The sequence below is a fragment of the Streptomyces sp. NPDC028298 genome (assembly GCF_055565895.1).
In genome coordinates this window covers 411781-428728 of sequence record NZ_JBVHTL010000002.1, presented here as the reverse complement: position 1 = coordinate 428728, position 16948 = coordinate 411781, and the positions used below count along the sequence as shown (strand labels likewise).

Below are 16948 nucleotides of genomic sequence, written 5' to 3'. Positions count from 1 at the left end.
GGGACCACGCATGCCCGAGAACGCCGCCACGACCGCCCGGGGCCGCCTCGCCGACGCCCGCGTCTATCTGTGCACCGACGCCCGCAGGCGCCAGGGCGACCTCGCCGCGTTCCTCGACGCCGTCCTGGCGGGCGGCGTGGACATCGTGCAGCTCCGTGACAAGGGCATGGAGGCGGGCGAGGAGCTGGAGCACCTGAAGGTGTTCGCGGACGCCTGCGCCCGGCACGGCAAGCTCCTCGCGGTCAACGACCGGGCGGACGTGGCGCACGCGGCCCGCGCCGACGTCCTGCACCTGGGCCAGGGCGACCTCCCCGTTCCCGCGGCCCGCGCGATCCTCGGCGACGAGGTGATCGTCGGCCGCTCCACGCACTCCGAGGCCGAGGCCCGGGCCGCCGCCGTGCAGGAGGGCGTGGACTACTTCTGCACCGGCCCCTGCTGGCCCACTCCCACCAAGCCCGGCCGCCACGCACCCGGACTCGGCCTGGTCCGCGCCACGGCCGCCCTCGGCACCGAGCGTCCCTGGTTCGCGATCGGCGGCATCGACCTCGGCCGGCTCGACGAGGTGCTCGAAGCGGGCGCCCGCCGTGTCGTCGTCGTCCGGGCGATCACCGAGGCGGACGACCCGGGCGCCGCGGCGGCGGAGTTCGCGAAGCGGCTGCGGGACGTCTGAGGTCCGGCGCCCGCGGCAGGCCGGAGGCCCGGCGCCCGCGCGCGGAGGCTTCCGGTGCGGTGGCTGTCCGCAGGGTGGCTGTGCGCACGGTCGGCGCGGCGGCCGTCCGGGGGTCCGGCCGGGCCGCTGTCCGAGGGGTGGACAAGAAATCGACAGATCGGACAAAAGTCAGCGGTTCGGTTGGGTGACCGACGCCCTCTGGCTAACCTGCGGGTATGGCCCTCGGATCTGCATCCACCAGGACTGATCGCGCACGCACCGTGCGCGACATGCTCGCGACCGGCAAACAGACCTTTTCCTTCGAGTTCTCGGCGCCGAAGACCCCCAAGGGCGAGCGGAACCTGTGGAACGCCCTGCGGCGGGTCGAGGCCGTGGCCCCGGACTTCGTCTCCGTGACCTACGGGGCCGGCGGCTCCACGCGGGCCGGCACGGTCAAGGAGACCGAGCAGATCGTCCTCGACACGACCCTCACCCCGGTCGCGCACCTCACCGCGGTCAACCACTCCGTCGCGGAGCTGCGCAACATCATCGGGCAGTACGCGGACGCGGGGATCCGCAACATGCTCGCCGTGCGCGGCGACCCGCCCGGGGACCCCATGGCCGAGTGGGTCCCGCACCCCCAGGGCCTGACCTACGCGGCCGAACTGGTGCGCCTCATCAAGGAATCCGGAGACTTCTGCGTCGGGGTCGCGGCCTTCCCGGAGATGCACCCCCGGTCCACCGAGTGGGATCTGGACGTCTCGCACTTCGTCGACAAGTGCCGTGCGGGCGCCGACTACGCGATCACCCAGATGTTCTTCCAGCCGGAGTCCTACCTCCGGCTGCGGGACCGCGTCGACGCGGCGGGCTGTGCGACGCCGGTCATCCCGGAAGTCATGCCCGTGACAAGTGTGAAGATGTTGGAACGGCTGCCCAAACTCTCGAATGCTTCATTCCCGGACGTCCTGAAAGAGCGGATCCTCACAGTCAAAGACGATCCGGCGGCTGTACGCTCCATTGGGATCGAGTTCGCGACGGAGTTCTGTGCGAGGCTGCTGACCGAGGGTGTCCCCGGGCTGCACTTCATCACGCTCAACAACTCCACCGCGACGCTGGAAATCTACGAGAATCTGGGCCTGCATCACCCGCAGCAGGCCTAGACCGGTCGCACCCGCGTACGACACACTGCGTAGCGGCCACTGGGAGAGGGGCGTACATGGGCTTGACGGTCCTCTATCTGGCATTCGGCATTGTCGCGCTGTGGCTGCTCGGCGAAGTGCTGCTGCAGTACAAGGCGCGGCTGCGCTTCCGGCTGCTCGCCTTCGTGGGCTTCCTCGGCGTGGTCCTCGGCGTCCTCATGCACTCGGTCGTCGTCATCGGCCTGGGCGCGGCCGCCTTCACCGTCGGTCAGACCTATGTGACGCTGTCGTTCCGCCAGGGCTTCGCGCAGGGCTGGGCCATCAACGGCCCCGGTGCGGAGGACAGGCCCGGCAAGCTCAGCAAGCGCCGCCGCGGTGAGCCCGAGGACGCGGACGAGGCGGAGGAGACCCCCGAGCTCGACGAGGTCGAGGTGGCCGCCTACCGGCGCGAGGACCAGTACGCCGACGAGGACGACGTCTTCACGCCCGCCCCGTCCGACCGGTTCTCGCCCCCCGAGCCGGCCGAGCCCACGGCCGCCGAGACGACGTCGGTGTACGAGCCGCAGCCGCTGCCCGAGGACACCGGCTCCTACGGGGTCTACGACTCCGGCGCGTACGCCGCGGCCACCGACCAGTCCTACGCCGGCGCGTCCCCGTCCCAGGACCAGCAGGCCTACTCCACCGGTCAGAACCAGCAGGCCTACGCGACGGGTCAGAACCAGCAGGCCTACGCGTACGACGGCTACACCGGCTACGACCAGCAGCAACAGCAGTACGGCTACGGCCAGCAGCAGTACGCCGGCTACACCGACCCGTACACGGGCCAGCAGACCTACCAGAACGGCACGTACGACCAGAGCGCCTACAACGGCGGCGACCAGGGGTACGCGCAGCAGCAGAACTACGGCCAGGACCAGTACGCCACCGGCACCTACGGCGGCGAGACCCCGGCCGGTGGCGTCTGGGTGCCGCAGCAGCGCACCGACGAGTACGGCGGCGAACTCCCGCCCGAGCAGCAGCAGTACCCGTACCAGGGCAACACCAACGGCAACGGCAACGCCGGGTACGACGAGCAGTACCGCTACTGACCGGCGGGACGGCGGCCGAGGGACCTCCCCGCGCCGCGGCCCGCCGAGCCGTTCACTGCGAGCCCTGGAACTCCGGGCCCTCGACGATCAGACCGGTCACCAGAGCGCCCGACATCCCGGCGTGCGGCAGACCACCACCGGGATGCGCCCAGCCTCCGGCCGCGAAGAGTCCCCCGATCCGGGTCGAGTTCGACGGGCGCAGCAGTCGGCCGTCCGCCGCCGCGAGCGCCGGTGCGGGAACCGCGCCGCCCGCCGCACCGGTCGCCTCCGCGACGTCGGCCGGGGTGCGGACCTCGTGCCACAGGAGCCGGTCGCGCAGATCCGGCAGGGCCCGCTCGGCGGCGTCGAGAACCCGCTCCACGTCCTCCTCCGACACCTCGGCGCCGGACGGGACCGTGACGGTCAGCGTGACCGCCTCGTGCTCCCCGTCCGGGACGAGCGCCGGATCGTCCGGACGGTGCACCACGACGGTCGGCGCGGCGGGCACCCCGGGGTGCTCCCCGAAGAGCCGGGCCAGCTCGCCGTCGCGGTCGGCCGAGTGGACCACCGTGCGGTGCGTCGTCCCGGCGGACCGGGCGCCGCGCAGCGCGAGCAGCACCGTCAGCCTGCTGGCCCCGCCCCGCCGCGCCGGCACCTCGTCGGCGCCCCGGAGCGCCGCCCCGCCGACGAGACCGTCCAGGGCGTCCGGCGCCACGCCCGCGACCACGAAGTCCGCCTGCTCGAAGAGTTCCTCGGAGCCGGAGCCGGAGCCGGAGCCGGAGCCGGAGCCAGAACCAGAACCGGACCCGGGCGCCCCCGGGCCGCTCTCCGCTCCGGAGGCAGCCGAGCGCTCCCGTGACAGCTCCACCCCGACGACCCGGCCGTCCTTCTCGACGATCCGTTCGACGGCGGTGGCGAACCTGAACTCGACCCTGCGCTCAAGGCACCGCTCGTACACGGCGCGCGCCAGCTCCCGGATGCCGCCGCGCACGTACCAGGTGCCGAAGGCGTGGTCCATGTACGGCAGCACGGCGGCGCTCGCCGGTGCCGTGCGCGGGTCGAGCCCGTACGCCAGGGCGTGGCTCTCCAGGAGGGCCGTCAGACGCGTGTCGCGCAGCTCCCAGGCGGCGATCTCGGCGAGGGTCGTGGCCCTGCGGGTGCGCAGCAGCTTCTTGTGCGCCACCGAGGGGTACGGCTCGCGTTCGGCCAGCACCGTCCAGTTGGGCCACAGCGGCTCCTCCAGGAGCGGCCGGCGCGAGCGGTCCCACGCCTCCCGGGCCCGCACCAGGAACTCCCCCCACCGGGCGCCCGCGCCGTCGCCCAGCGCTTCGTCCAGCGCGGCGAGCACGCCCGCGCGCGAGGCGTTCGGCAGGCTCACCCGCGTGCCGTCGGCGAAGACGTGGCCGGCCGACGGATCGACCTGCACCAGCTCGACGCACTCCTCCAGGGGCCGTTTCCCGGTCTTGACGAACAGGTCGCGGTAGACCGCGGGCACCGGAAGCAGACCCGGGCCCGTGTCGAAGGCGAAGCCGTCACGCTCGAAGCGGCGTACCGCCCCGCCGTACGTGTCCGTCCGTTCGTACACCACCACCCGGTGGCCCGCGACGGCCAGCCGGGCGGCGGCCGCCATCGCGCCCATCCCGGCGCCGATCACCGCAATCCGTCCCATGGCGGCGACTTTATCCGCCCCCGCCGACAGCCTTGTCAGTCGCGGTCCGCCCAGGGCACACCGTCCGGGGGCCGCCCCGTCGCCGCGGCCGTCCGCCGCTCCTCCCGGCGCTGTGCCCGGCGGCGCAGGAACCGCCGGATGCGCGAGACGAGGAAGGAGAGCACCGTGAGCCCGGTGAGGAGCAGGGCACCGGCGATGATCGCCGCCGCCCAGGGATGGAAGATCGCCAGGGTGATGACGCCGGCGACCCCGAGATCCTCGGCGAGGCTCATCACGATGTTGCTGAAGGGCTCCGGCGAGGTGTTGACCGCCATCCGCGTCCCGGCCTTGACCGTGTGGCTCGCCAGCGCCGTCGAACCGCCGAGCACCGCCGCCGCCAGATCCGAGACCGAGCCGCTCTGCCCGGCGAGCAGCGCCCCGACCCAGGCACCCGCCGCGGGCCGGATCACGGTGTGCACGGAGTCCCACACCGAGTCGACGTACGGGATCTTGTCGGCGACCGCCTCGAAGAGGAACAGGACGGCGACTGTGACCAGGATCTCAGGGCGTTGCAGGGACTCCGGGACGTCGTCGCTCAGCCCGGTGGCGCCGAACACGCCGAGGAGCAGCACCACCGCGTACGCGTTGATGCCGCTGGCCCAGCCGCTGGTGAAGACGAGGGGGAGTACCGACACGGAGGGGATCGTAACCAGTGCGCGGCCGGGGCGTCCTGGGTCTGAGCACGTATGCCTGAGTATCCGTACCTACTGGGTGAGATGAGTAGGCGCACGGATGGGTCCGACCTGCGCGAACGACAGAGTGGAGGCACGGAAAGGGGCGCGGTTCCGGCACCGCCGACACGGGGCGGCGGAACGGAACGCGCGCCCTTGGCCGCTCCTTCCGCCGGCCCGCTCGGCGGGAGCGAGACACGGGGGACCCGGGGGGACGACCGAACGGGGGCCCGACGGGGGCACGGGGGAGCACGACGAGGCGCCGGTACGGACGGCCCGCGGGGGACGCGGCCGACCGGACCGGCGCTCTCGTACGTACGGCGCCCGGCCCTCGGGGCATGGGACCGGCGACCGGTCCTCCGGTGCGGGTCCCGCGCGTCGCCGCGGCTCAGCCGTGGCCGCTCACGCGCCCCTGGAGGAGCCGGGACAGGGCCGCGTGGACGTCGTCCAGGGAGCGCTCCGGCTGGAAGGCCTGCCAGTCCAGGGCGGCCACCAGGACCATCCCGACCAGCGCCGCCGCCGTCAGCGGGATGTCGATCTCGTCGCTGAGCTCCCCGCCCGCCACCCCGTCGCGCAGGACGCCCTCGACGACCGCCACCGCCTGCTGCCGCACCACCATCAGGGTGGACTGCCAGGCGCGGTTGGTGCGCCAGAGCTCCGCCACGTAGAGCTGGGTGAACGCCGGATAGCGGTTGATGAAGACGAGACCGGCCCGGATCATCGCGTCCAGCGCGTCGACCTTGCTGCCGCCGTCCCGGTCGGTCTTCTCCGCCGCCTCCCGCAGCGACGCGGTGAGGAGTCCGACGCCGTGCCGCAGCAGCTCCTCGAAGAGCACCGACTTGCTGGCGAAGTTGTAGTAGACCGTGCCCTTCGCGACCCCGGCCCGCTCGGCGATCTCGTCCACCGTGGTGGCGGAGAAGCCCTGTTCGGCGATCAGGGTGACGGCCGCCTCGTAGAGCTTCTGCCGGGTCGCCTCGCGGCGGCTGCCACCGCCCGCCGTGGTGCTGCTGCTTTCCATGGCACCGATTGTCACAGGAGCACCCGCGCGCGTGGTCACAGGCTCAGCTCCGGATGCAGCCGGTCGAGGGTCCACACCTGCTTGCGGCGTGCCGTCAGGGCGGTCAGGGCGAGCGCGCCCACCGTGAAGGCCGTCAGCACCAGGCACGCGGTCCGTACGGGCTCCAGGCCGCCGCCCGTGATGAGCCTGCGGAGCGCCTCGACGACGTAACTCATCGGCAGGAAGGGATGGATCGCGTTGAAGAAGGCCGGACTGGTCTGGACGGGGTACGTGCCGCCCGCCGAGGTGAGCTGGAGCATCAGGAAGGCCAGGACGAGGATCCGGCCGGCGGCTCCGAAGCGGGCGTTCAGCCACTGCACGATCGCCGCGAAGCAGGCCGTCACCAGGAACAGGAAGCCGACCGTTCCCGCCGCCCGCGCCATCTGGAGGCCGATCGCCCAGTGCAGCACCGCCATCAGGGCGGCCGTCTGCAGGACGCCGACGACGGCGACCGGCAGCCAGCCCGCCAGCGCGATGCGCCACGCCGAGGCGCCCGCCGCGAGCGCGCGCCGGTTCAGCGGCTGGATCAGCATGTACGCCACCATCGCGCCGACCCACAGGGACAGCGGGATGAAGTAGGGGGCGAAACCGGTGCCGTAGTTGGGCGCCTTGTGCAGGTCCCGGGAGGCCATGCGCACCGGGTCGGCCATGACCTCGGTGCGCAGGTCACGGTCGGGCTTGTCGTAGTCGGGGATCCGCTCGGCGCCGTCGTGCAGACCGCCCGCCAGCTTCCCGGAGCCGCCGACGAGCTTGTACAGGCCGCCGTCGAGGTCGCTCGCGCCGGTCTTCAGCCGGCCGACCCCCTTGTCCAGGGTCGCCGCACCCGTCTTCGCGGTGCCGAGACCGGAGTGCAGCCGCTTCGCGCCCCGGGCGACCGCGGTGGCGCCCTCGTTCAGCTTGTCGATCTTGGAGACGGCGTCGTCGAGGTCCTCGGAGAGGTGCGGGGCACGGCCGGCGAGGGCGCGGGCCTGCTTCTCCAGGGTGGCCAGGTTCTTGTCCAGCTCGGTGAGGTCGCCGTCCTGGTCGCCGATCAGCGTGTTGACGTCCTCGGTGACCGCGACGACGTCCGCGGCGGCCTCCTTGGCCTTCGTCAGCTCGGGGCACGCCGGGTCGGGGACCGGCAGGACCTCGCACCGCGCGTGGTGGACGGTGTTCAGGGCCTCGGAGGCGGCGCGCGCGCCCTTGGCGGCGGCCGGGGCCGTCTTCACCAGGGTGGCGAGGTTGTGCCGGATCCCCGCCGCGGAGTCGGCGACCAGCTCGGCCGTGTCGCCGATCGACTTCTCGTTGTCCTCCAGGAAGGGGCCCACCTTGTCCGCGACCCCGTCGACCTTGTCGGCCAGCGCCCGGGTGCCGTCCGCGACCTGCTGCGAACCGTCCTCCAGGTCGCCCGCGCCCGTCGTCAGCTTCCTGAGGCCTCCGGAGAGCTTCCCGCTGCCCGTCTTGGCCTCCTTCAGGCCGTCCGCGAGATCCTTCGAGCCCTTCTTCGCCTTGCCGATGCCGCCGCTGAGCCGGTCGGCGCCGTCGGCCGCCTGCACGGTCTTGCCGTGGATGTCCGAGAACGAGATGAAGATCTTGTCGAGGAACGAACGCGAGGCCTTCGTGGAGGCGGCCGTCCGGACCTCGCTGAACACCGTGCGGGAGATCTGCCCGACGATGTAGTTGTTGGCGTCGTTGGTCCGCACCTGGAGCGCGCTCGTCTCGGGCGAGGTCCCCGAACTGGACGCGATCCTGCGACTGAAGTCGCCCGGCATGGTCAGCGACAGGTAGTACGTGCCGTCCTCCACACCCCGGCGCGCCTCGGCCGGGCTCACCTCGTGCCACTCGAAGGTGTCGCTCTCGCGCAGCCCTTCGGTGATGGTGTCCCCGACGGTGACCTTGCGGCCGCCGGCCGTCGCTCCCTCGTCGGCGTTCACCAGCGCCACGGGGATGCGGTCGAGCCGGCCGTACGGGTCCCAGAACGACCACAGGTACAGGGCGCCGTACAGCAGGGGCAGCAGCAGGAGCGCGACCAGGGCGGCACGCGGGAGCTTGCCCCGGCCGAAGCGGCGGAGTTCGAGAAGGGCCAGTTCAGGCGATCGCATCGGCCGTCTCCTTGTCGAGGTTCCCGCTGTCGCTGTCGCTGTCGCTGTCGCTGTCGCTGTCGCTGTCGCTGTCGCTGTCGCTGCCGTCGGCGGTGGCGGTGGCGGTGGCCGAGTCCGCGTCCGCTGGGGTGGCGGTCTCGGAGACGGTGTCGGCGTCCGCGCCGGTGTCGCCGCCGGTGTCCGGGTTCTCGTCGTCTGCGTCGTCGTCGGCGGTGTTCGCCGTGGCGGCCGGTGCGGTGGACACGACGACGGCGCCCTCAGGAGCCTCGCTGCACACCGCGACGACCGTCGTGCCGGACCGGGCGAGGGACGTCAACAGATCCCAGGCCTCGGACCGTTCGGCGTCCGAGAGCTTGAGGTCGGTGTCGTCGACGCCCAGCAGCCGGGGCCGGCCGATGAGGGCCAGCGCCAGCGACAGCCGCAGGGTCTCGAGCCGCTCCAGATCGCGTACGGCCGTCCGCGTGCCCTTGGGCAGCGTGTCCGGGTCGAGCCCGGCGGCGTCGAGCGCGGCACCGATCCGCGCCTCGGTCTCACCCACCCGCTCGCCGCGCGGCCGCAGCAGGGCGCGCAGCGAACCCCCGAACCGCCGCTGCAGCAGCGCCCGTTCCCGCAGATGTTCCCCGACGGTCAGCGCGGGGTCGAGGTCCGTGACGCCGGGCACGTGGGCGAGTGCGCTGGTCCGGCGCACCGCGGCCATCTGCTTCGGCAGCCTCGACGAACCCACGGCCGCCGTCCCCTCGGTGGCCTTCATCCGGCCCGTGAGGGCCAGCAGCAGGCAGGTGCGGCCGGAGCCCGACGGCCCCTCGATCGCGACGAGCGATCCGGGCTCCGCTTCGAGACGGACCCCGCGGAAAACCCATCCGCGGGGTCCTTCGAGTCCGAAGTCCTCGGCCGTGACACGCAGTCCGTGCGGACCGTCCACAGCTCCCCCATCCTGTGGAACGGATTCGAACCACTTTTGAACTGACTGGTCAGTGCAAAAACTAACCCGAACTGTCGATCGAAGCAAAGTCGCAGGTCAGAACGGATTGTCAGTGGCATACCGCACGATGGGCACATACGGCCACAGTGCCGTCACACGACGACAGGAGGTTCGTCATGGCCAGCTCTTCCGCAGCCGCCGCCCGTCGGCGCCGCGCCACCGGCCCTGCCCCCTCACTGACCGGACCGGCGGGCGACGTCCACCCCGTGCTCCGCCGGGCCACGGCCCCGCCCGCCGCCCTCGACCTGCTCTCCCAGGCCCGCGCCGGACTTGACGAGGCGACGGCCCTGGAGACGTCCAACGAGCGCTACGCGACGGCCCACTTGGCCGCGCTGCGCACCGCCGCCGCCGTCCTCGCCGCCCGGGTCCACCCGGAGCCCTCGTCCCGGCGCAGGGCCCGCATCCGCAGCGCCTGGGAGGTCCTCCCGGAGATCGCTCCCGAACTGACCGAGTGGAGCGCGCTGTTCGCCTCCGGCGCCACCCGCCGCGCCCGCGCGGAGGCCGGCATCCAGGGCGCGGCCAGCACCCGCGACGCCGACGACCTGATACGCGACGTCCACATGTTCCTGCGCCTCGTCGAGCGGATGCTGGCGCTGCAGCCCGTGCTGCCCCAGCCCCGCCAGGACGCAGAACAGGACCGGGGCCCGGACCGGCCGGGCGGGGCGAACCGGTTGGGCGGCGTGGACCGGTTGGGCGGCGTGGACCGGGAGGTGCCGGACGCGGGCTGACCGGAGGGCACTTCGGGCGGACCTCGGCTCGACCGGCGGGGACTTCGGACTTCGGGAGGGCCACGGGGCGGTCCTCCGCGCGCTCCCCGTGCGATCCGGCGCGCGTGAGACGGGGGACCGGTCACGGCGGCGGAGGCAATAGGGTGGAGACGCCTGCTGCCTCCCCGCCGGGAGGCCCGAACTTCGCTCCGCCGTTCATCAGGCGGTGCCGCGCCGAGGAGTCAACTGCCGTGTCGGACCCGATGCGCCCCCGCGCTTCTCTCCGTACCGCCGTCGTCTGGGAGGTCCTCAAGGACGCCCTGGACCGTCAGGTCAAGGCCGCCGGGCGGGAGTCGCTCGACGTGCTCGACACGGGCGGCGGCAGTGGCAACTTCGCCGTGCCCGTGGCCCGCCTCGGTCACCGGGTCACCGTCGTCGACCCCAGCCCGAACGCGCTGTTCGCGCTGGAGCGCCGTGCCGCCGAGGCCGGTGTCGCCGACCGCGTGCAGGGCGTCCAGGGCGATGCCCACGGCCTCTTCGACGTGGTCGAGCGCGGCGGCTACGACGCCGTGCTGTGCCACGGCGTCCTGGAGTACGTGGACGACCCGGCCGAGGGCGTCCGCAACGTCGTGGACGCGCTGCGCCCCGAGGGCGTGCTCAGCCTCCTCGCCGCGGGCCTGGGCGGTGCCGTGCTGGCCCGTGCCCTCGCCGGGCACTTCAAGGAGGCCCGGCACGCGCTCGACGACCCGGACGGACGCTGGGGCGAGAGTGATCCCGTTCCGCACCGCTTCACCGCCGAGCAGCTCACCTCCCTCGTCGCGGGCGCCGGTCTGCACGTCGCCGCCGTGCACGGCGTCCGGGTCTTCGCGGACCTGGTGCCCGGGGTCCTGGTGGACACCGAGCCGGGCGCCCTGGAGGCTCTGCTCAAGCTGGAGGCGGCGGCGGCCGAGCTCACCGCGTTCCACTCGGTGGCCACACAGCTCCATGTGCTGGGTGAGGCCCGAGAGACCACGGAGGGCTGAGGGCCCCCGGTGGCGCGCCGCTGATCAGGGGCTTGGCGGCAGATGGAGTACGCCACAGACCACCCGATCGAGTGCTCGGCGCCGTATGATCGGGGGAGACCGTCCGGCATGACGGACCGTTCGCTGGGGAATGCACGCCTCAGCGCATCGGGGCGCCATGAAGGGTTCCGGTCGGCGAATTGGCGTAGAGGGCGGGTTTCACGGGGCCGATTCCCTGCCTATCCTGAAGGGGACCCCCGGTCGCCCCGGCGACTGCACGATGAGGAGGACTCCGTGCCGCTCTCGGAGCACGAGCAGCGAATGCTCGAGCAGATGGAGCGAGCGCTGTACGCCGAAGATCCCAAGTTCGCGACAGCGCTTGAGGGAAGCGGGCTGCGTACGTACACCCGGCGACGGGTCTACCAGGCGGTCGCGGGCTTCCTGGTGGGTATCGCGCTCCTCATGGCTGGAATGGTCGCGGTTCAGATCTGGCTGAGCGTGGTGGGCTTCCTCGTCATGCTGGGCTGTGCGGTGCTCGCCGTCACCGGTTGGCGCAAAGCTCCCAAGCCGGGTGAGCAGCCGACCGTTCCGGGTTCGTCCGCCGCTCGTCGGCAAGGGCGACAACGCCGTTCCATGATGGACCGGATCGAACAGCGCTGGCAGCGTCGTCGCGACGAGCAGGGCGGCCACTGAGCCCTCGGCCTCGTCCGCAGACTCAACACGTGAGGGGGCGTCCACCCGGACCGGGTGGACGCCCCCTCACGCGTACGCGATCGGCCTCTGCGGGGCTGCCGCCTGCCCCGGCGTTCTGCCTCCCTGCTGACCGGGAGGCGTCCTGCAGGCCCTCTGCCGGCCCGGTCACCGGGAACCACGTTCCGTGGGACCCGCACCCGTCACCGGGAACCACGGTCCCTGGCACCCGGCGCCGGTGGCTGTGCCCGTCCCGCCCTGCGGGACGGACGGGCACAGCCGCGCGGTCAGGTGTTCTGGCTGGTCGGGTGGTGGCGGGATTTCAGGGTCGTCCAGGCGGCCGAGACCGTCCAGATCACCCGGACGGCCGAACGGGGTGCGAGGAGAGCGCGCAGCCGCGCGGCACGGCTCGCGGTCGTCCGGAAGGACTTCCCGACCCGGCGCGCGTCGTCCGCGAGGCCCGCCACCAGCCGGGGATGCGGAGCGTAGAGAACCTGCTCCACGGCCGCGGCCAGCCGGTGCACCGACGCCTCGGCCTTCGGATCCAGGCCCCCGAGCTCGACGATCCGCTCGGCCGCCTTTCTCGGCGTCTGCGACTCCTGCGGCGCGATCCCGTAGTCCCACGCCGTGTCGGTCACCTCCGACCAGGCGCCCAGCGTGTGCGCCGCCACCTCCGCCTCGGAGCGGCCGTGGCCGCCCAGACGGACCTCCCGCATCCGTATCCGCCACAGCATGGGCAGCAGCGGCAGCCCCAGCACCAGCAGCCCGGCCAGCGCCAGCCCGACGCTCTTCATCGTGGGCCAGATGTCGTCCTCGCCGCCGACGGCGGCCGCGGGGGACTGGTCCGGGCAGGCCGCCAGCTTCCGGAGCTTCGGCGAGCAGCTCTCGGTCGCCGACGGCTCCGCCGAGGGCGCGGCGGACGTCGAGAACGTCGGCTTCGGGGCCGCGGGCTCGATCTCGCCCGGGGTGTTCGTCTGGGTGTACGACGGCACCGAACCCCGGCTCGGGGTCGGCTCGAAGCGGGTCCAGCCCACGCCCTCGAAGTACAGCTCGGGCCAGGCGTGCGCGTCCCGCAGCCCGACCGCCATCGAACCGTCCGCCTGCGGGGTCCCCGACGTGAAGCCGACCGCGACACGGGCCGGAATCCCGAGGGTGCGCGCCATCGAGGCCATCGCGAAGGAGAAGTGGACGCAGAAGCCCTCCTTCTCCTTCAGGAAGTTCGCGATCGCGGTGGAGCCGCTGCCGGCCTGCACCTGGGTGTTGTAGCGGAAGTCGCCGCTGACCGCGAAGTAGTCCTGGAGCTTGACCGCCTGCTCGTAGTGGTTGGCCGAGCCCGCGGTGACCTTGCGGGCCGTCTTCGCCACGATCGAGGGCAGCGACTCCGGGACCTTGGTGTACTCGCGCTTCATCGCCGGCGAGGCCTCCGGGGCGCTCGCGAGCTGCTGCGCGGTCGGCTCCACCATCAGGCTGGTGACCTCGTACCGCGCGCCGCGGGTGTTCTGTCCGTGGTCGCCGACGAGGGTGCGCCCGACGGGTTCGTACCGCCAGCTCCCCTTGATGTCCACCTTGCTGGCCGGATAGGGCATCGGCAGCCAGTCCTGCGCGTACCAGTCGGCCGCCGCGATCTGGGTCCGGATCGTCGCCCGCTTCACCTCGCCGGACAGACCGATCGGCGCCGGGAACGTCTTCGGCACGTCCACGATGTGCCGTTGCGCCGGCTTCCAGGCGGTGCCGTCGAAGTCGTCCAGCGAGACGATCCGCAGATACAGGTTCTGGGTGTCCCCGGTGTTCGTGCGGTACGTCATGACCGTGCGGTCCTCGTCCACGTTCAGGCTGTCGCGGAGCGAGACCAGCGGGTTCACCGCGGCGATCGTGCCGCCGCCCCCGGTGCCGTTGCCGATGCCCCGGCCCGCGCCGTCCAGCAGACCGCCGTCGAGCGAGGGCAGCGCGAGCGGCACGAACAGGGCGACGCCCAGCACGACCGCGCCGATCCGCCGGCCGGTGCGGACGGGTGCGACGGCACCGCTCGCGGACTCCGGACCCGGACCGCGGGCCGCCCCGCCGAAGACCCGGCCCCACTGCGAGAGCCGGTCCCGGCTCTCGGCCAGCAGCAGCATCAGATAGCCGGCGGCCGCGAGCAGGAACCACAGCCAGGCCGCGCCGCCGCCGGACAGGCCCGCGGCGACCGAGTACAGGGCGAGCAGCGGCAGACCGGCGGGCGCGGCGCTGCGGTAGGTCACCGCGAGGGTGTCCACCGCGAGCCCGATCACCAGGACGCCGCCGACCACCATCAGCCGGATCCCGTCCGACAGCGGAGCGGGGATCGAGTATCTGCCGACGTCGTCGGCGCCCGCCTGGAGCAGTGCCGAGAAGTGCTGGAAGGCCTCGGGTCCGGGGACGATCCCGGCGAGGGCCTGACCCCGGGCGAAGACCAGGGTCAGCAGCATCAGTGTCACCAGCGCCTGCGCCGCCACCGTCAGCGGCCGGGCCAGCGGGACCCGCCGGGTCAGCGCGCCGACACCGGTCTGCACGGCCAGCAGGAACGCCGCCTGGAAGATCCACGTCGCCGGGCTCACCAGCGGCAGCAGCGCGCACGACGTCATCAGTGTGGCCGCCGCCGCGTACAGCGCCAGCCTGGCCCGCCCGCTCACGCGCCACCACCCCCCGCAGTAGTCCCCGTCGCCGCCACGTGGGTGCGCAGGCGGTCCGCCTCGCGCCACAGGTCGGCGACGGACGCCCCCCGCGGCACCGTCACGGCGGTCCAGCCCGCCTCGCGCAGCATGCGCAGCGGGTCCATGCCCTCGTCCGACGGGCCGGGCACCTCGGTCGGTTCCCTGACCCAGGACTCGCTGTCGAGCAGGAACGCGACGGCCCCGCCGCTGCGCTGGCGCATCTTGCCGAGCACGGTCGCCTGCTCCTCGTCGAGATCGCCGAGGAAGGCGATCAGCAGTCCCTCGTTGCCGCCGCGCAGCACCTCGTAGGCGCGGGAGAGACCCGTGCCGTCCGAGTGGTCGACGACGGCGAGCGTGTCCATCATCATCCCGGCCGCGTCCGCCGACTCCTGGCTCGCGCCCGCGAACCCGTCGGCGCCCTCGCCCGGCACCGAGCTGCCGGTGTCCGTCAGAAGACGCACGGAGAAGCCCCGTTCGAGCATGTGCAGCAGCGTGGAGGCCGCTCCCGAGACGGCCCACTCGAAGGCCGAGTCGGGGCCCGAGCCCTGGAAGGCGATGCCCCGGGTGTCCAGCAGCACGGTGCAGCGGGAACGCTGGGGCTGCTCCTCGCGGCGGACCATCAGCTCGCCGTAGCGGGCGGTCAGCCGCCAGTGCACGCGGCGCAGGTCGTCGCCGTAGCGGTACCCGCGCGGGATGATGTCGTCCTCGCCGGCCAGGGCGAGGGAGCGCTGCCGCCCGTCGCCGTACCCCTTGGCCTCTCCGGTCAGCCGCACCGGAGGCAGTGCCTCCACGCGGGGTATGACGGTCAGGGTGTCGTACGCCGAGAAGGAGCGGGTCAGCTCGCACATCCCGAACGGGTCGGTCAGCCGCAGTTGCAGCGGACCGAGCGGATAGCGGCCGCGCAGGTCCGAGCGCACGCGGTAGGACACCTCGCGGCGGCCGCCCGCCTCGACCCGGTCCAGCACGAAGCGGGGCCGCGGACCGAGGACGTAGGGCACCTTGTCCTGGAGCATCAGCAGCCCCGTGGGCAGCCGCGAGACGTTGTCCATGCGCAGATGCACGCGGGCCTCGGAGCCCGCGGGCACCCGCCCGGGCGAGAGCCTGCGGCTGCCCGCGACCCGGTAGCGGGTGCGGTACAGAACGGCCGCGCAGACCAGCGGCAGCACCGCCAGGAGCAGCCCGACCCGCAGCAGATCGCCCTGCCCTAGGACGTAAGCGCAGATCGTGGCGGCCACTCCCGCGGCCAGGAACGAGCGGCCGCGCGTGGTGAGACCGGCGAGCGCGGTGCGCAGCCCGCCCTTGTCCTCGGCGGTGTGGCCCGCGCTCGCCTGCGTCATCACAGCCTCCGGGGCGGCTGCTGACCGTACGTGGGCGCCCCCCGGCCCATCGAGAGGCCGGGCTGCTGGGGAGCCGCGGGCACCGGGGTGCGCTGGAGGATCTCCTGGACGACCTGCTCGGACGTGCGGCGGTTCAACTGCGCCTGTGCCGTGGGCAGCAGGCGGTGGGCCAGGACCGCGACGGCCAGGGCCTGCACGTCGTCCGGCAGCGCGTACTCCCGCCCGCTGAGAGCCGCGGACGCCTTCGCCGCGCGCAGCAGGTGCAGCGTGGCGCGTGGTGAGGCGCCGAGTCTGAGGTCGGGGTGGGTGCGCGTGGCCGCCACCAGCTCCACCGCGTAGCGGCGCACCGGGTCGGCGACGTGGACCGTGCGGACCGCGTCGATCAGCTTCACGATGTCGTGCGCGTGGGCGACCGGCTGGAGGTCGTCCAGCGGGCTCACGCCGCCGTGGACGTCCAGCATCTGCAGTTCGGCCTCCGCGCTCGGGTAGCCGATGGAGACACGGGCCATGAAGCGGTCGCGCTGGGCCTCCGGCAGCGGGTAGGTGCCCTCCATCTCGACCGGGTTCTGGGTGGCCACCACCATGAACGGGCTGGGCAGTTCGTAGGTCTGCCCGTCGATGGTGACCTGGCGCTCCTCCATCGACTCCAGGAGCGCGGACTGCGTCTTGGGCGAGGCGCGGTTGATCTCGTCGCCGATCACGATCTGCGCGAAGATCGCCCCCGGTTTGAACTCGAAGTCCCGGCGCTGCTGGTCCCAGATGGACACACCCGTGATGTCCGAGGGCAGCAGGTCGGGCGTGAACTGGATGCGCCGCACCGAACAGTCGATGGAACGCGCCAGCGCCTTGGCGAGCATGGTCTTGCCGACGCCGGGGACATCCTCGATCAGAAGATGGCCCTCGGCCAGCAGCACGGTCAGCGAAAGCCGTACGACCTCAGGCTTGCCTTCGATCACTCCTTCCACCGAACCGCGGACACGCTCCGCAGTGGCGGTCAGATCCGTCAGGCTCGCACGATCGTCATAGGTCGTCACCCGGCCCTCCTAGGCCCGTTCGGGCCGACGCCCTGTGCGGACCGGCCCACCCCGAAACACGGGCACCACGCGCGAAAGGTTCCGCGTGACGCCACACCCGCATTCTTGTTGCCGTTACCGGTTCGTGTCATCCGCCTGTGGACAAGTGGCCGC

The 16948-nt window shown here is 72.7% G+C and carries 14 protein-coding genes; 6 read left to right on the top strand and 8 right to left on the bottom strand.

Annotation, left to right across the window (positions count from 1 at the left end):
• The first annotated feature begins 10 nt into the window (after positions 1-10).
• The 3 genes from thiE to ACZ4TO_RS10435 all read left to right on the top strand — a co-directional run bounded on the left by thiE (position 11) and on the right by ACZ4TO_RS10435 (position 2876).
• Entirely contained in the window at positions 11-670 is a 660-nt protein-coding gene (gene thiE / locus ACZ4TO_RS10445; RefSeq protein ID WP_467838636.1) for a thiamine phosphate synthase, read from the top strand.
• Positions 671-885: 215 nt separating this feature from the next.
• Complete coding sequence (gene metF / locus ACZ4TO_RS10440) at positions 886-1809, top strand: methylenetetrahydrofolate reductase [NAD(P)H] (protein ID WP_382780963.1); 924 nt, start codon at positions 886-888, stop codon at positions 1807-1809.
• Positions 1810-1865: 56 nt separating this feature from the next.
• Entirely contained in the window at positions 1866-2876 is a 1011-nt protein-coding gene (locus ACZ4TO_RS10435; protein ID WP_382780960.1) for an SCO2102 family sporulation regulator, read from the top strand.
• A 52-nt stretch (positions 2877-2928) separates the two neighbouring features.
• On the opposite strand, the gene ACZ4TO_RS10430 is transcribed toward ACZ4TO_RS10435, so the two are convergent.
• The 5 genes from ACZ4TO_RS10430 to ACZ4TO_RS10410 all read right to left on the bottom strand — a co-directional run bounded on the left by ACZ4TO_RS10430 (position 2929) and on the right by ACZ4TO_RS10410 (position 9294).
• On the bottom strand, positions 2929-4524 hold the full coding sequence (locus ACZ4TO_RS10430) for a phytoene desaturase family protein (RefSeq protein ID WP_468023962.1): 1596 nt from the start codon (positions 4522-4524) through the stop codon (positions 2929-2931).
• 35 nt (positions 4525-4559) lie between these two features.
• Entirely contained in the window at positions 4560-5198 is a 639-nt protein-coding gene (locus ACZ4TO_RS10425) for a DUF4126 domain-containing protein (RefSeq protein WP_468023961.1), read from the bottom strand.
• A 424-nt stretch (positions 5199-5622) separates the two neighbouring features.
• Positions 5623-6252, bottom strand: a complete 630-nt coding sequence (locus ACZ4TO_RS10420; RefSeq protein ID WP_382780952.1) for a TetR/AcrR family transcriptional regulator — start codon at positions 6250-6252, stop codon at positions 5623-5625.
• A 35-nt stretch (positions 6253-6287) separates the two neighbouring features.
• A complete protein-coding gene (locus tag ACZ4TO_RS10415) occupies positions 6288-8372 on the bottom strand; it encodes a YhgE/Pip family protein (RefSeq protein ID WP_382780949.1) in 2085 nt (694 codons plus the stop codon).
• Complete coding sequence (locus tag ACZ4TO_RS10410) at positions 8359-9294, bottom strand: ATP-binding cassette domain-containing protein (RefSeq protein WP_468023960.1); 936 nt, start codon at positions 9292-9294, stop codon at positions 8359-8361. The genes ACZ4TO_RS10415 and ACZ4TO_RS10410 overlap by 14 nt, the downstream gene beginning before the upstream one ends.
• A gap of 176 nt (positions 9295-9470) precedes the next feature.
• Here ACZ4TO_RS10410 and ACZ4TO_RS10405 point away from each other — a divergent pair, with 176 nt between their 5' ends.
• From ACZ4TO_RS10405 to ACZ4TO_RS10395, 3 genes are all read left to right on the top strand, one after another.
• On the top strand, positions 9471-10082 hold the full coding sequence (locus tag ACZ4TO_RS10405) for an SAV_6107 family HEPN domain-containing protein (RefSeq protein ID WP_468023959.1): 612 nt from the start codon (positions 9471-9473) through the stop codon (positions 10080-10082).
• A 230-nt stretch (positions 10083-10312) separates the two neighbouring features.
• Complete coding sequence (locus tag ACZ4TO_RS10400) at positions 10313-11083, top strand: methyltransferase (RefSeq protein ID WP_382780941.1); 771 nt, start codon at positions 10313-10315, stop codon at positions 11081-11083.
• Positions 11084-11356: 273 nt separating this feature from the next.
• Positions 11357-11755: a DUF3040 domain-containing protein gene (locus ACZ4TO_RS10395; RefSeq protein ID WP_355775083.1), complete on the top strand. Its 399-nt coding sequence runs from the start codon at positions 11357-11359 to the stop codon at positions 11753-11755.
• 284 nt (positions 11756-12039) lie between these two features.
• Here the strand turns inward: ACZ4TO_RS10395 and ACZ4TO_RS10390 are convergent, their stop codons facing one another.
• Genes ACZ4TO_RS10390 through ACZ4TO_RS10380 form a run of 3 tightly spaced genes read right to left on the bottom strand, consistent with a single transcriptional unit; the run spans position 12040 to position 16795 of the window.
• On the bottom strand, positions 12040-14403 hold the full coding sequence (locus ACZ4TO_RS10390; protein ID WP_468023958.1) for a transglutaminase TgpA family protein: 2364 nt from the start codon (positions 14401-14403) through the stop codon (positions 12040-12042).
• Positions 14400-15761 (bottom strand): DUF58 domain-containing protein, encoded by a 1362-nt coding sequence (locus ACZ4TO_RS10385; protein ID WP_468023957.1) that lies wholly within the window; start codon positions 15759-15761, stop codon positions 14400-14402. The genes ACZ4TO_RS10390 and ACZ4TO_RS10385 overlap by 4 nt, the downstream gene beginning before the upstream one ends.
• Entirely contained in the window at positions 15761-16795 is a 1035-nt protein-coding gene (locus tag ACZ4TO_RS10380) for an AAA family ATPase (protein WP_468023956.1), read from the bottom strand. Before ACZ4TO_RS10380 ends, ACZ4TO_RS10385 begins: the two co-directional genes overlap by 1 nt.
• Positions 16796-16948: the final 153 nt, after the last annotated feature.

Excerpts from the sequence above, each read along its gene's own strand:
- ACZ4TO_RS10385 (WP_468023957.1), bottom strand. The coding sequence starts at position 15,761 with ATGACGCAGGCGAGCGCGGGCCACACCGCCGAGGACAAGGGCGGGCTG.
- ACZ4TO_RS10415 (WP_382780949.1), bottom strand. The coding sequence starts at position 8,372 with ATGCGATCGCCTGAACTGGCCCTTCTCGAACTCCGCCGCTTCGGCCGG.
- ACZ4TO_RS10430 (WP_468023962.1), bottom strand. The coding sequence starts at position 4,524 with ATGGGACGGATTGCGGTGATCGGCGCCGGGATGGGCGCGATGGCGGCC.
- thiE (WP_467838636.1), top strand. The coding sequence starts at position 11 with ATGCCCGAGAACGCCGCCACGACCGCCCGGGGCCGCCTCGCCGACGCC.
- ACZ4TO_RS10405 (WP_468023959.1), top strand. The coding sequence starts at position 9,471 with ATGGCCAGCTCTTCCGCAGCCGCCGCCCGTCGGCGCCGCGCCACCGGC.
- ACZ4TO_RS10420 (WP_382780952.1), bottom strand. The coding sequence starts at position 6,252 with ATGGAAAGCAGCAGCACCACGGCGGGCGGTGGCAGCCGCCGCGAGGCG.
- ACZ4TO_RS10435 (WP_382780960.1), top strand. The coding sequence starts at position 1,866 with ATGGGCTTGACGGTCCTCTATCTGGCATTCGGCATTGTCGCGCTGTGG.
- metF (WP_382780963.1), top strand. The coding sequence starts at position 886 with ATGGCCCTCGGATCTGCATCCACCAGGACTGATCGCGCACGCACCGTG.